This window comes from Sporosarcina luteola, assembly GCF_023715535.1.
GTDB classification, from domain to species: domain Bacteria; phylum Bacillota; class Bacilli; order Bacillales_A; family Planococcaceae; genus Sporosarcina; species Sporosarcina luteola_B.
The window spans coordinates 1-15,088 of record NZ_JAMBOI010000018.1 but is presented as its reverse complement, the minus strand read 5'-3'; the positions used below and the strand labels follow the sequence as shown (position 1 = coordinate 15,088).

12 protein-coding genes are annotated in these 15,088 nt (G+C 44.9%); 7 read left to right on the top strand and 5 right to left on the bottom strand.

What is annotated here, in order from left to right; genetic code table 11:
- Positions 1-163: 163 nt before the first annotated feature.
- The 5 genes from mnmE to rpmH all read right to left on the bottom strand — a co-directional run bounded on the left by mnmE (position 164) and on the right by rpmH (position 4,207).
- Complete coding sequence (mnmE, locus tag M3191_RS17485; protein ID WP_251701621.1) at positions 164-1,549, bottom strand: tRNA uridine-5-carboxymethylaminomethyl(34) synthesis GTPase MnmE; 1,386 nt, start codon at positions 1,547-1,549, stop codon at positions 164-166.
- Positions 1,550-1,892: 343 nt separating this feature from the next.
- Complete coding sequence (jag, locus tag M3191_RS17480) at positions 1,893-2,708, bottom strand: RNA-binding cell elongation regulator Jag/EloR (RefSeq protein WP_251701620.1); 816 nt, start codon at positions 2,706-2,708, stop codon at positions 1,893-1,895.
- Positions 2,705-3,475 (bottom strand): membrane protein insertase YidC, encoded by a 771-nt coding sequence (yidC, locus tag M3191_RS17475; RefSeq protein ID WP_251701619.1) that lies wholly within the window; start codon positions 3,473-3,475, stop codon positions 2,705-2,707. Before yidC ends, jag begins: the two co-directional genes overlap by 4 nt.
- 92 nt (positions 3,476-3,567) lie before the next feature.
- Positions 3,568-3,918 (bottom strand): ribonuclease P protein component, encoded by a 351-nt coding sequence (rnpA, locus tag M3191_RS17470; protein WP_251701618.1) that lies wholly within the window; start codon positions 3,916-3,918, stop codon positions 3,568-3,570.
- A gap of 154 nt (positions 3,919-4,072) precedes the next feature.
- Positions 4,073-4,207: a 50S ribosomal protein L34 gene (rpmH, locus tag M3191_RS17465; RefSeq protein ID WP_147060480.1), complete on the bottom strand. Its 135-nt coding sequence runs from the start codon at positions 4,205-4,207 to the stop codon at positions 4,073-4,075.
- A gap of 515 nt (positions 4,208-4,722) precedes the next feature.
- Here rpmH and dnaA point away from each other — a divergent pair.
- The 7 genes from dnaA to M3191_RS17430 all read left to right on the top strand — a co-directional run bounded on the left by dnaA (position 4,723) and on the right by M3191_RS17430 (position 14,732).
- Positions 4,723-6,072 (top strand): chromosomal replication initiator protein DnaA, encoded by a 1,350-nt coding sequence (gene dnaA, locus M3191_RS17460; RefSeq protein WP_251701617.1) that lies wholly within the window; start codon positions 4,723-4,725, stop codon positions 6,070-6,072.
- A 171-nt stretch (positions 6,073-6,243) separates the two neighbouring features.
- Positions 6,244-7,377, top strand: a complete 1,134-nt coding sequence (gene dnaN, locus M3191_RS17455) for a DNA polymerase III subunit beta (RefSeq protein WP_251701616.1) — start codon at positions 6,244-6,246, stop codon at positions 7,375-7,377.
- Between the two features lie 162 nt (positions 7,378-7,539).
- Entirely contained in the window at positions 7,540-7,779 is a 240-nt protein-coding gene (yaaA, locus tag M3191_RS17450) for a S4 domain-containing protein YaaA (protein ID WP_251701615.1), read from the top strand.
- A complete protein-coding gene (gene recF, locus M3191_RS17445; RefSeq protein WP_251701614.1) occupies positions 7,769-8,890 on the top strand; it encodes a DNA replication/repair protein RecF in 1,122 nt (373 codons plus the stop codon). Before yaaA ends, recF begins: the two co-directional genes overlap by 11 nt.
- A 70-nt stretch (positions 8,891-8,960) precedes the next feature.
- The gene (gene gyrB / locus M3191_RS17440) at positions 8,961-10,883 is read left to right on the top strand and encodes a DNA topoisomerase (ATP-hydrolyzing) subunit B (RefSeq protein ID WP_251701641.1); all 1,923 of its coding nucleotides are present in this window, start codon (positions 8,961-8,963) and stop codon (positions 10,881-10,883) included.
- Between the two features lie 106 nt (positions 10,884-10,989).
- Positions 10,990-13,515: a DNA gyrase subunit A gene (gene gyrA / locus M3191_RS17435; protein WP_251701613.1), complete on the top strand. Its 2,526-nt coding sequence runs from the start codon at positions 10,990-10,992 to the stop codon at positions 13,513-13,515.
- A gap of 119 nt (positions 13,516-13,634) precedes the next feature.
- Positions 13,635-14,732 (top strand): HD-GYP domain-containing protein, encoded by a 1,098-nt coding sequence (locus M3191_RS17430; protein WP_251701612.1) that lies wholly within the window; start codon positions 13,635-13,637, stop codon positions 14,730-14,732.
- Positions 14,733-15,088 lie beyond the last annotated feature (356 nt).

Below are 15,088 nucleotides of genomic sequence, written 5' to 3'. Positions count from 1 at the left end.
AATGCTTTATTCTACCCGGATTTCCGCTGCAGGCGGACGCTATCCGCGGGCGGTCCGTGAGCCTCCTCGACGCAAGCGTCTGCGGGGTCTCACCTGGACACGCTTTTCCCGCTGGAGTCGCCGCCTTCCGCTCCAATCCTATAGATCACATGGCTAGATTTTATTATTTACCTAAACAAAACTGTGAAAACAACTGATTGATGAGGCTGTCTTGGACGGTGTCGCCTACAATTTCGCCTAGGAGCTCCCACGTACGCGTGACATCGATTTGAATCATATCGACGGGCACGCCCCCCTCTGCAGCGGCCAAGGCATCTTGGATGGATGTATGCGCCTTGTGGAGCAATGCAATATGTCTCGCATTGGACACATACGTCAAATCGCCCGCTTCAAGTGTCCCTTCGAAGAAAAGTCTAGCGATGGATTCTTCCAATTCATCAATGCCTTCTTCTTTCAGAATGGATGTGGTGACGATTGCTCCATTACCGCTCAATTGCCTCACTTGCTGCATATCAATTTTCTGTGGCAGGTCGGTTTTGTTAATGACGACAATCATATCCATTCCTTCGGTCGCTTCGAAAAGACGGATATCCTCTTCCGTAAGCTGCTCGGAACTATTGAGGACAAGCAAAATAAGATCCGCTTCCTTCAGAACTTGACGGGATCTTTCAACTCCGATCCGCTCGACGATATCCTCCGTCTCCCGGATGCCGGCCGTATCTACGAGACGCAGCGGCACTCCTCTGACATTCACGTATTCCTCTATGATATCACGGGTCGTCCCTGCAATATCGGTGACAATCGCTTTATTCTCCTGAACAAGGCTGTTCAGCAAGGAAGATTTTCCGACGTTCGGCCTTCCGACGATGACAGTGGATAATCCTTCACGCAGAATTTTCCCTTGAGATGAAGTGCGCAGAAGCTTTTCAATCTCTTCTTTCACCCATGTTCCTTTTTCAATCATGAGCGGGATGGTCACTTCTTCGACGTCATCATATTCGGGATAGTCGATATTCACTTCGACTTGCGCCAAAGTTTCAAGAAGCGCTTGCCGCAGCTCGCCGATCAGCTTGGAAAGTTTTCCTTCCATCTGATTTAGAGCGACATTCATTGCTCGGTCCGTTTTGGCACGAATCAAGTCCATGACCGCTTCCGCCTGCGATAAATCGATGCGGCCGTTCAGAAATGCACGCTTGGAAAACTCGCCCGGTTCCGCGAGACGAGCCCCTTCTTTCAACACAAGGTTGAGGACACGGTTCACCGCCACAACGCCGCCGTGGCAGTTTACTTCGACAACGTCTTCACGGGTGAACGTCTTAGGAGCTTTCATGATCGATACCATGACTTCCTCGACGATTTCCCCGGTGGACGGATCAGTCAAATGCCCATAATGGATTGTATGTGATTGTTCATCCGCAAGTTTTTTCCCTGACGGAGAACGAAAAATTTTATCTGCAATGCCGATAGCTTCATCTCCACTAAGCCGGACGATGGCGATAGCCCCTTCCCCCATTGGAGTTGATATGGCGGCTATTGTATCAAAATGCAAACTCTTCACCTTCCTAACTTGGTTACCCACATGTGGATAACCTGTTTTGACTTGACTATCTGACAACATATAATACCACAAATTCAATCGTTCTCATAGTTATCGGGCTAAAAAAATGTGGATAAGTTATCATACGGGGAGATGTGAAAAGTTTTGCGCGAGTTTGAGGAAGTTATGCTCGTGTTCGAGGGGCGTTTTGCGCAAGTTTGGGAAGGTTATGCGCGAGTTCAGAAGACAAATGCTCGTTTCGGGACTTTTATCCCACCGAAATCATTCCTTTTTACTCGAGCCAACCGAATTTCTAGGCATACAAAAACCCCGTGATCAGTTCACGGGGTTCAGATCAGATGATCGGCTCGATAACGAGATAACGGTTCGGATCCGTTCCTTCCGAATACGTTTCGATGTCCAATCGGTTTGATAATGCGTTATGAATGACTTTCCTTTCATAGGAAGGCATCGGTTCCAGTTGAATTTTTCTTCCATTTCGGACGGCTTGGTCTGCCATCCGCTCCGCAAATTGCTCCAATGATTGTTCGCGGCGTTCACGGTAGTCGCCTACGTCCAGACGTACGACTTTAAATTGTTCGGACGATTTATTGGCTACGAGTTGGGCCAGCTGCTGCAAAGCGTTCAAAGTTTGACCTCGTTTACCGATCAGGAATGCAGCTTTCTCACTATCAAGTTGGAAGGAGAGATATTTCCCATCCATTTCATGCTTGACGACTAGATCGTCAATTCCCATCGCTTTGGCGATTTCCGTCACATAAGCTTTCGTTTCATTAATCGCCTGTTCATCCGACATAGCCGGACTTTCGCCTTCCGACTCAATTGTTTGCATTGCCAGTTCAACAGCCTCGACAACCGTTTCTCCTACATTCGGCGGTAAGGAAGGTTGGGCCGGAAGTGTAGATTCAGCCGTCGATGCGGGTTCTTCTCGGACTAATTCTCTTTTCTCTGATGGTTCAATTGCCTTTTGCTTGATCGTTTCCTTTAGAGTAACGGCTACTTCAGCGTCCCTTGCTCCGAATCCAAGGAACCCTTTCTTTCCGGAATCCATAATTTCGACTTCAACATCAGTACGCGTAACATTGAGCTCTTGTAGTGCCGCCTCAATCGCAGCCTCCACTGTCGCCCCTTTTCGCGTTATCTTTTTCATTTCCGTTTCCCTCCTACTTTTACAGGTGCCACTTCTTTTTTCTTAAATGGTTTGTAAATGAAGATATTCTGGATAATTGAAATGATATTACCGATAACCCAATAAAGTGCTAATGCTGCCGGCAGGAATGTTCCGAAAATCATAATCATGAAAGGCATGATATACATCATCGTCTTCATTTGCGGGTTGTCCATCGCAGGGCCTGTCCGCAAAACGACGAACTGCATGAGTCCAGCGACGACAGCCAGCGTAATGCTCGGAGTTGCAAGTTCGAACCAAAGGAAATTCCCGATTTCGATTTCCGGAGTGGCATTCATCCTGCTGATGGCATGATAAAGTCCGATGACGATTGGCATTTGGATCAATACAGGCACACATCCGGCGGCAGGATTGATTTTCTGCTCTGTCATCACTTTTTGCATTTCTTCACGGTACTTTTGCTGTGTCACAGCATCCTTCGATTTGTATTTCTCCTTCAATCCGGCGAGAATCGGCTGCATTTGCTGCATCCGCTTCGAATTTTGAGCTTGTTTAATCATTAATGGCAGCAAAACGAGTCGGATTATGATCGTTACTGCAATGATTCCAAGTCCGTATGTGCCTAATAACTCTTTGAATGTGACGATCAAGGACACAATCGGCCAGACAATGTATTTATTCCAAAAACCTTCGCTCGTATCATATATCGGTTGATTGAATTCCGAACATCCGGCAAGGAATACTGACACTACGGTCAGCATAAGTAATAACGCGGCTCTTTTCTTCAAATCGTTTCCCCCAAATCTGCTTCTATGAAATAGCGATGATTTCAGTTTATCATGAACATTTAATACGTTCTACTTCTTACTCAATAATGCCTCTATGCTTGTTTTGACTTGAAGGCTTTGGCGATTCTTAATACATGCTGCAAGCTTTTTTTCGTTTCGTGGAAATCAAGTGCGGCCGCCTGGTGTCTGGCGATGATTACATAGTCTCTGTCATTTTTCAGTTCGTCTTTCATTTCGAGGAAGGCTTGTCGGATGTATCGCTTAATACGGTTACGTGTCACTGCATTCCCTATTTTCTTGCCTACGGATAATCCGATTCTGAACTCCAGTTGGTCTTCCTTCCTATAAGAGTAGACGACAAATTGCCGATTCGCTACGGACTTGCCTTTTTTAAATACTTTTTGAAAGTCTTCATTCTTTTTGACTCGCTGGCTTTTTTTCAAGCACTTCACCTCCATGGATCAACATCTTCTACGTTGATTTCCGCTTCAGGCGGACGCTTTCCGCTTCAATCAATAAAATTCATTTACTATAACGTTAGTTTTGATTCAACATATTCAAGTATATGTAAAAAAAAAGACCACTGAGTCAGTGGTCTTATGCTGAAAGCACTTTTCTTCCTTTGCGACGACGAGCAGCGAGGATATTACGACCGCTTTTTGAGCTCATTCTTGCACGGAAGCCGTGAACTTTACTACGTTTACGTTTATTTGGTTGGAATGTACGTTTCATTTCAAAGACACCTCCTGCATTGTCCCTTTACAATCTGACAGTCTTGAACAGTATAAAGGGCATAGCCGAATATGTCAACCGTTTTTTATGCACTCGATTTGAACGTCAAACTCATTCAACAAAATTCAACTGCATCATTCGACAATAAAGGTTATCCACATCTACAAAAATCGACAGATGAGTAATATGTTCATAGAAATTTTTCCTCGTTTTTTTATACACAGGCCTTATCTACACCTTTTGCACATATAGAAGCCTGTGGATAAAGTATTTCTCCACAACTGCCGCTATTGTTAGTAACTCATAGAATCCCTTGTCATTCTTATAGATTCTTGGTACAATATAAAGGATTTTGCTGTTAACAAATTTATACGCCTATTTCTTTATCCACAATTGTTGATAGGTTGTGGATAATTTTTTCAACACTTTCGGATATTTCTTATCCACAGGAGCGGATTCTGTGTATAATACATATTCCTGTGTTTTTTTATTTTCTATGTAAAGGAGGCCCACGAGTGGATCAGCTTGAAAAATTATGGAACAATGTTTTGTCGAAAATTGAAGACAAAATTTCCAGGCCTAGTTTTGAGACCTGGCTCAAATCGACAAAATTAATGTCCTATGGGGAAGAGAACGTAACAATTGCTGTTCCAAATTCGTTTGCTAAGGATTGGCTTGAGAATCATTATGTGCATTTGATTACAGGCATCCTCTCAGAATTGACTGGGGAAGATCGGCTCATTCATTTCGTCGTTCCAAAAGAAATGGAAGAAACCGATTTCCAAGTACCGAAACCCGCGGTGAAACAGGCAGATAAGTCAGCTATTCAATCAGCATCTGTCATGTTGAACCCAAAATATACATTTGATACATTCGTCATCGGCTCGGGCAACAGATTTGCCCATGCTGCTTCACTCGCTGTTGCAGAAGCACCGGCGAAATCATATAACCCATTATTCATCTACGGTGGCGTAGGGCTCGGAAAGACTCACCTCATGCACGCGATCGGGCATTATATTATGGAACAAGACCCGTCCTCGAAAGTCGTTTATTTGTCATCGGAGAAATTTACGAATGAATTCATTAATTCGATTATGAATAATAAAGCAGGCGATTTCAGGAATCAGTATAGGAACGTGGATGTACTTCTAATTGACGATATTCAATTCATCGCAGGAAAAGAACAGACGCAAGAGGAATTTTTCCATACGTTCAATACATTGCATGAGGAATCGAAGCAGATCATCATATCCAGTGACCGTCCACCGAAGGAAATTCCCACGTTGGAAGATCGTCTCAGATCCCGTTTCGAATGGGGGTTAATAACGGATATCGCACCTCCGGACCTGGAGACCCGGATTGCCATCTTGCGTAAGAAGGCGAAGGCAGATGGACTGCTCGACATTTCAGACGACGTGATGTTATACATCGCGAATCAGATTGATACGAACATCCGTGAATTGGAAGGGGCTTTGATCCGCGTTGTTGCCTATTCATCCCTTGTCAATATGGACATAACGACTGACCTGGCAGCGGAAGCACTGAAAGATATCATTCCGAATTCCCGTCCGCGAACAGTCAGCATATTGGATATCCAAAAAACAGTCGGGGAGCATTACAATATACGGTTGGAAGATTTTACAGCCAAAAAAAGGACGAGAGCGATTGCATTCCCTCGTCAAATTGCCATGTACTTATCACGCGAACTTACAGACTCGTCATTGCCGAAAATTGGATCCGAATTTGGTGGCAGGGACCATTCAACTGTCATCCATGCGCATGAAAAAATTTCAAAGCAGCTGAAAGATGATCAAAATCTGCAGCAGGATATTCAGGATATTAAGAGTATCCTTGGTCGAGGATGAGTATCCACATGTGTATAACCTGCTAAAAACAGAACAAACTGTGCACATATTATGCACATGTGAATCGTTTTACAACATATAGGTTTTAGGGACTTATCAACATTTCCACAGCCCCTATTACTATTACTATCTTTATTACTTAACTAATAATTATATAAGCGAGGGTACAAAATGAAATTTGAAATAATGAGAGACTGGTTGCTCGAAGGATTGAATGATGTCATGAAAGCAATCAGTTCAAAAGTGGCCAACCCCATTTTGACCGGCGTGAAAATGGACGTGAATGAAAAAGGATTGACGATGACAGGAAGTGATTCAGATATTACAATCTGCACTTTCATTCCTGTTGAACAAGACGGAGAGCAGATTATCCGTGTGATTGAATCCGGGTCGATCATTCTCCAAGCAAAAGTCTTCAGTGAAATCGTCAGGAAATTGCCTACAAATGAAATCACGATCGAAGTTGAAAACATGCAGACCCTTATTCAATCTGGAAAATCCGAATTCCATCTGATCGGCTCAAATTCAGATGAATACCCAGTTCTTCCAAATGTGAAAGACGAATATCGATTCTCTTTGCCTTCTGATTTGATGAAATCAATCATTAAGGAAACTGTCTTTGCCGTATCCCAACAGGAAACTCGTCCAATCTTGACGGGTGTACATTGGGAAACGGATGAAGAGAAGCTCGTATGCGTAGCAACAGACAGCCACCGTCTGGCAAGAAGGGAAATTGTTCCTGAAATGATGCCGGAAAGTCCGTTCAGTGTCGTCATTCCTGGTAAAAGCCTTCAGGAGCTGAATAAAATCCTTGAGGACAACTCTGACGTTGTCGAAATCGTCATTGCAGATCAGCAAGTTTTATTCAAATCTAGGAACGTACTGTTTTATTCAAGGCTCTTGGAAGGGAATTACCCGGATACATCAAGATTGATCCCGTCCGAATATAAAACGACCGTACAAGTGAATGGCCGTAAATTATTGCAAGCCATTGATCGGGCTTCGCTTCTTGCACGTGAAGACCGGAATAACATTGTCCGATTCGCTGCAGAAGGCGGCAATGTCATCGAAGTTTCATCCAACTCCCCGGAAATTGGAAAGGTTGAAGAATTGATCGAGGCAATTGATGTGAACGGCGAGGATTTGAAAATTTCCTTCAGTGCCAAATACATGATGGATGCATTGAAAGCGATTGAAGGCCAGGATATTGCGATTCATTTCACAGGTGCAATGAGACCTTTCATCTTGAAATCAATGGAAAGCGATGCAATTTTACAATTAATTTTACCTGTCAGGACATTTTAACAAGTAAGAGACTGTCTACTTACAGCAGGCTAAGGAATGCAAAACGTTTTCCTTCGCCTGTTTCTTTTTATTTGTTCATGATCTTTTTCACTTACATTTTTACTTACAGCTGAAAGTTCGGTAAAATAGAGGAACAGACTAACTTATGAAGGACTGAAGCGGATGGAACTTATGAAAATTGATACGGAGTTTATTACATTAGGTCAATTGTTAAAAATGTCGAATTGCATAAGCTCGGGCGGCATGGCCAAATGGTATTTGGAGGAAAACACTGTCTACGTGAATGGAGAAGTCGATCGCAGACGAGGCAAAAAGCTATATGACGGGGATATCGTCACACTTCCCGGCGTCGGCAAATTCAAGATATCCACATCCTCAGACGGTCAATCGGATGTTCATTGAACGCCTTGCTCTAACGGATTATCGGAATTATGAATCCCTTGAACTATCCTTTTCCCCGCATATCAATGTTCTGATTGGAGAAAATGCACAAGGCAAGACCAACATCATGGAGGCAATCTACGTATTATCAATGGCGAAATCGCATCGCACTGCAAATGATCGTGAACTTATACGTTGGGAACAAGAGTATGGTAAAATAGAAGGGGACATCAAACGGAAATACGGACGACTACCACTTGAACTGACGATATCGAAAAAAGGCAAGAAAGCGCGGGTCAACCATTTGGAACAGAATCGCCTCAGCCTATATATCGGTCAGCTCAATGTTGTCATGTTTGCGCCGGAAGACTTGAATCTCGTAAAGGGAAGTCCACAGGTCCGAAGAAGATTCTTAGACATGGAAATCGGACAAATCTCCCCCGTCTATCTACATGACCTGCTGACTTTTCAAAAGGTCTTAAAGCAACGGAACGCAATCCTCAAAGATAATCGCGGTAAATTAGAGTTTACAGACGTCATGTTCGATATTTATACAGAACAATATATACAGCTGGCAGTGCAGATCATCCGGAAACGGTTTTATTTCATCGAACTGCTCCAGAAATGGGCAGAACCGATCCATAAAGGGATTTCCAGGGGCATTGAGCAGCTAAAAGTGACATACGGAACATTAAAAGAGTTGAATTCTGGGCAGACTGCTGAGCAGATGGAAGAAATACTCAGTCAAAAATTGCACGAAGTGAGACGTCGTGAATTGGAACGCGGAATGACTCTGGTCGGACCGCATCGTGACGATCTCCATTTTTTTGTAAATGACTATGATATCCAAACGTACGGTTCGCAGGGGCAGCAGCGGACTACTGCTCTGTCGCTCAAACTTGCGGAAATAGACCTCGTCAAACAGGAAGTCGGAGAGACTCCGGTCCTTCTTTTGGATGACGTGTTATCTGAGCTTGATGATTACCGCCAATCCCACTTGCTGAATATCATGCAGGGCCAAGTGCAGACATTTGTCACGACGACGAATATTGCGGGAATCGATCATGAGACGATACGTGACGCCGAGCTGTATGAGGTATCGGCGGGCAAGGTCAGTGATAAAGGGAATTGAAGTCCATTCCTGTTTGAAAGTGGTAGAAGGTTAGATTGATGTTCGGAAAGGGAAGGTGAACGGTTTGGCTATGGAAGAAAAAGAATTGCAAATGGCTTATGATGCGAATCAGATACAGGTCCTTGAAGGCCTGGAAGCTGTCCGTAAACGTCCGGGCATGTACATCGGCACAACAAGTTCGCGGGGGCTCCACCATCTTGTATGGGAAATTGTCGATAACAGTATCGATGAAGCGTTGGCAGGCTATTGTGACCATATTGAAGTGACGATTGAAAAGGATAACTGGATCCGCGTCGATGATGATGGGCGCGGCATTCCGGTAGGCACACAGGAATCGACAGGCAGACCAGCCGTTGAAGTCATTATGACTGTCCTTCACGCCGGTGGTAAATTCGGAGGCGGAGGCTATAAGGTATCAGGCGGTTTGCACGGTGTCGGTGCCTCTGTCGTGAACGCACTTTCCGAAGTGACAGAAGTGTATGTGCGCCGGGATGGTAAACTTCACTTTATCCAATTTGAACGAGGTGTTCTTTCGCATGAATTGGAAGTCATCGGTGAAACCGACGAAACTGGAACGCGTACACGATTCAAAGCAGATCCTGAAATATTCACGGAAACGACAGTCTATGAATATGAAATATTGGCACATCGTCTGCGTGAGTTGGCGTATCTGAACAGAGGCTTGCGCATCAGCATCACCGATGAACGCGAGGAGGAAATTCGCACAGATACGTTCTACTACGAAGGCGGCATCAAATCCTACGTTGAACATTTAAATAAAAACAAAGAACCGATCCATGAGGAACCAATTTTCATAGAAGGCGAGAAAGATGGCATTTCCATCGAAATCGCAATGCAATACAATAGCGGCTATGCGGAGAACCTGTTTTCATTCGCGAATAATATTAATACGTATGAAGGCGGTACTCATGAATCCGGGTTTAAAACCGCATTGACTCGTGTTGTCAACGACTACGCCAGGAAGAACGGAATGCTGAAAGAAGCAGATCCGAACCTTTCAGGCGATGACGTGCGAGAAGGATTGACGGCCATCATTTCAATTAAACACCCAGACCCTCAGTTCGAGGGACAGACGAAAACAAAATTGGGCAACTCCGAAGTAAGCACGATTACGAATACTTTATTCTCTGAAGGATTCCAACGTTTTCTTCTTGAAAACCCGGTGACTGCACGATTGGTGATCGATAAGAGCCTTATGGCAGCACGGGCGCGAATTGCTGCAAGGAATGCACGTGAATTGACGCGCCGGAAATCAGCATTGGAAGTATCGAGCCTTCCCGGAAAACTGGCGGATTGCTCTTCACGCAATCCGGCAATCAGTGAATTGTATATCGTTGAAGGAGACTCGGCAGGTGGTTCTGCGAAAAGCGGACGTGACCGTCATTTCCAAGCGATCCTGCCATTGCGTGGTAAAATCCTGAACGTTGAAAAAGCCAGATTGGACCGAATTTTAGGCAATGCTGAAATTCGGATGATGATTACGGCGCTCGGTACGGGCATCGGTGATGAATTCGATCTTTCGAAAGCGCGTTACCATAAAATTGTAATAATGACGGATGCCGACGTCGATGGCGCACATATACGGACGTTATTATTGACATTCTTCTTCCGTTTCATGCGGCCGTTGATCGAAGCAGGCTATGTCTATATCGCACAACCGCCTCTATACCGGGTCAAACAAGGCAAGCATGAGGAATACTGTTACGACGAAGAACAACTCCAAGAAATCATGAACCGGCTTTCTTCCGTTCCGAAACCGGTCATTACACGTTATAAGGGTCTTGGTGAGATGGACGCGACACAGTTATGGGAAACGACGATGGATCCGGATCAGCGTACACTCCTTCAAGTGCACCTTGAAGATGCATTTGAAGCAGACTCGACATTCGAGCAATTGATGGGTGACGAGGTTGAACCACGCCGTAGATTTATCGAGGAAAATGCGATGTACGTAAAGAATTTGGATACTTGATTTATTCAATAAACGAAAATGGAACAGGGACCTGCAATAGACGGGACCTTTTTCAGTTGACAGGCTGTGTGTGAAAAAGCGCCTGAGTTGAAAGGAGTTTGACAATATGGCAGATATGCCAAAACGTGGTGTCCAAGGAATTAACATCAGTACGGAGATGAAGACATCCTTTCTCGACTATGCGATGAGTGTCATCGTCTCCCGGGCATTGCCTGACGTGAGGGATGGGTTGAAGCCTGTCCACCGCCGTATTCTCTATGCGATGCAGGATCTTGGGAACACTGCGGATAAACCACATAAGAAATCAGCCCGTATCGTCGGGGATGTAATCGGTAAGTATCACCCTCATGGCGACAGTGCCGTTTATGACACGATGGTCCGGATGGCGCAGGATTTCAACTATCGCTATATGCTCGTCGACGGCCACGGGAATTTCGGTTCCGTAGATGGCGATGCCGCAGCGGCGATGCGTTACACGGAATCGAGAATGTCCCGAATTGCGATGGAATTGCTGCGAGACATCAACAAAGATACGATTGATTACCAAGATAACTATGACGGCCAAGAAAAAGAACCGATTGTCCTGCCAAGCCGTTTCCCGAATCTGCTTGTCAACGGAACTTCGGGCATAGCGGTCGGTATGGCTACGAATATCCCGCCTCACCATTTGGGTGAAACGATTGACGGAGTTCTTGCAATGGCGGATAATCCGGCAATCACCACCGAGGAATTGATGGAAATCATTCCGGGACCGGATTTCCCGACCGGCGGTATCATCCTGGGCAGAAGCGGTATTCGCAGAGCATATGAAACTGGGCGCGGTTCGATTATCATCAGGGGTAAAGTTGAAATCGAGACGCACTCGAACGGCAAAGAGACAATCATCGTGACGGAGCTTCCTTACCAGGTTAACAAAGCACGGCTCATTGAAAAAATCGCCGAGCTCGTCCGTGATAAACGGATTGAAGGCATCACCCATTTGGCGGATGAATCTGACCGGACAGGTATGCGTATTGTCATCGACGTCCGTAGGGATGCAAATGTTCATGTGTTGTTGAATAACCTTTACAAGCATACGGCGCTTCAATCGAGCTTCGGCATCAATATGCTTGCCCTTGTGGATGGACAACCGAAAATCTTAGCACTGAAAGAAATCCTTTATCATTATTTGGAACATCAGAAAGTGGTCATCCGAAGACGTACTCAATACGAGTTAAGGAAAGCTGAAGACCGCGCGCACATTTTAGAAGGTCTGCGGATTGCGCTAGATCATATCGATGAAATCATCGCGTTGATCCGCGGTTCGAAGACGACCGATGAAGCGAAAACGGGTCTGATGGAACGATTCAATTTATCCGAACGTCAATCCCAGGCGATTCTTGACATGCGCCTTCAACGTTTGACAGGACTGGAACGCGATAAGATCGAGAATGAATACCAAGAGCTTTTAACCTTGATTTCCGAGTTGCGTGCTATTCTGGCAGATGAGGAGAAAGTCATTGAGATTATCCGAGAGGAGCTGCTTGAAGTAAAGCAGCGTTTCGCCGATGACCGCAGGACCGAGATTGGCAGTGGCGGTGCAGAAATGCTCGAGGATGAAGACTTGATCCCTGTCGAGAACTCCGTATTGACGTTGACGCATAACGGCTATATTAAACGGCTTCCTGCTAATACGTACCGGAGCCAGCGTCGCGGAGGCCGCGGCATTCAAGGCATGGGGACGAATGATGATGACTTTGTCGAGCATTTATTGAACACTTCAACACATGACACGATCCTGTTCTTTACAAGCCGTGGAAGGGTATTCCGTAAGAAGGGGTATGAAGTGCCGGAGTTCAGCAGGACGGCGAAAGGGTTGCCGATCATCAACCTGTTGGATGTCGACAAGAATGAAAAAGTCACGGCCATGATTCCTGTAGATAAATTTGAGGATGATAAATATCTCTTCTTTGCTACGCGTGGCGGTGTCGTCAAACGTACATCTGTATCTGACTTTGCCAATATCCGCTCCAATGGCCTGATCGCTCTGACATTGCGTGGCGATGATGAACTGATCGGTGTAAAAATGACAACTGGCGATCAGAACATTGCAATCGGTACGCGTGACGGCATGCTAATCAAATTCGACGAGCGTGATATCCGTTCTATGGGACGTGTCGCAAGTGGCGTGCGCGGCATCCGTTTACGCGAAGGGGATATCGCGGTCGGCATGGACACCGTATCGGAAGGCGATGAAATCCTGGTTGTAACCGAAAAGGGCTTCGGAAAACGGACTCCAGAAGACGAATACCGCATCCAATCCCGTGGCGGATATGGGTTGAAGACGTTGAATGTGACTGACCGGAATGGACAACTCGTTGCAATGAAGACAGTTGACGGATCGGAAGACCTCATGTTGATCACGATTCATGGGATACTCATACGTATGGATATTGAAGACATATCTTCAATCGGACGCAGCACGCAAGGTGTCCGTCTAATCCGTCTTGGAGAAGATGAGCTTGTCGCGACAGTTGCAAAAGTCGAGAAGGAAGAAGAACTTGATGATCTCGATGGAAACGACGACATCGACAGTAGTAACACAGACGTAGAGATGGAAGGACCCATCGAAGCGGATCATATAGAAGAATGACGTTAAAAAGTTATTGAGTCGGCAAAATGCCGCTCAATAACTTTTTTTCTATCGTCTATTTTGAATATTTGCAGTATGATAGTCCTTAAGAACGATTGGAAAGTGGTGACACCTTAGACATGGAAGTATATAAGACAATCAGTGAGCTGCGCACAGGTATAGTACTTAAAGAAGATGTGTACGGCAAGACGAAGTATCCGATAATGCGAAAAGACACAGTACTCATGCTCGAACATATTGAAGTTTTACAGGCTTTTGGAGTGAAACGTGTAAAGGTGGAAGAACGGGTCGCCCAAAAAGACATTCCTGAATCGGAGAAAAGTTCTTCCACGAAAGCTGCAGACATTCTAGAAAATATTCCGGTGAGCATGTACCAACTACGTAAAGAATATAACGAAGCGGTCCGTAATTATAAGAAGGAATTCAGCAATTGGCAGGCGGGTCAACGTCCTGACGTCCCGAAAGTCCGTGGATTCATCATTCCATTGATTGAGAAGTTCATTAAGCAGAAGCAAATGCTTACGACGTTGAACGATTTTTCCAATCCCGAAGAATACATTTACCATCACCCGGTCGCAGTGGGGATTCTTGCAGCAGCAATCAGCGATCAAATGGGATATGAAAAGGGAGATGCGCTGCAATTAGGATTGGCGGGTGCATTGGCGGATTGCGGCATGGCGAAGATTTCGCCTTCCATATTGGGAAAGACCGCTTTCCTTACGAAAGAAGAATACAACGAAGTGAAAAAGCATACGTTGTTCAGTGTGAAAATGATACAGGATACGCCTTTGCTCAGGCAGGATATGAAATTGGCAATCCTTAAGCACCATGAGCGACTCGATGGAAGCGGCTATCCACGCGGAGAGAAAATGGACACCATTTCGGCATTCTCCCAAATCCTCGCCGTAGCTGACGTTTTCCATGCCATGACATCCGAAAGATTATATAGGATAAAACATTCTCCTTACAAAGTGATTGAAATGATCAAAGAGGAAGAGTTCGGTAAATTCGACATCAAAGTCGTAGAAGCACTTCATAGACTTGTCGGCAATCTTTCCATTGGTACAAGAGTGAAGATGACGGATGGCGAAGTCGGCGAAATAATGTTCATTCACCGTGATACTCCATTAAGGCCTATGATTAGAAAAGAAGCGGATGGGAGTCTGATTGATTTAGCAACGCATAGAAGCATTGCGATTTCAAAAGTTATAGAATGAATGGATTAAAGCCGCGACTGTAAAGATACATCGTGGCTTTAGTGTTATAGAAGAATTGAAATAAGTTTTTACAAATAGGGGTTGCAATTAAAAAGACCGGGTGGTATAGTTAATAACGTTGCTCATCCGGTAAGTGAATAACTGCTTTGAAAACAGCTTAAAACTTTTTCGAAAAAGTTGTTGACATCGGAATTGCAAATGTGGTATTATATAAGAGTTGCTTCTAACCGAGCGACGCACAATGAACCTTGAAAACTGAACAGCAAAACGTCAACAAATAAAGTTCTGGAGCCGACCTCGTCGGTGAAAAGAACAAACGAATCTTCGGATTCAAATTGACATCTTAATTGATGCCA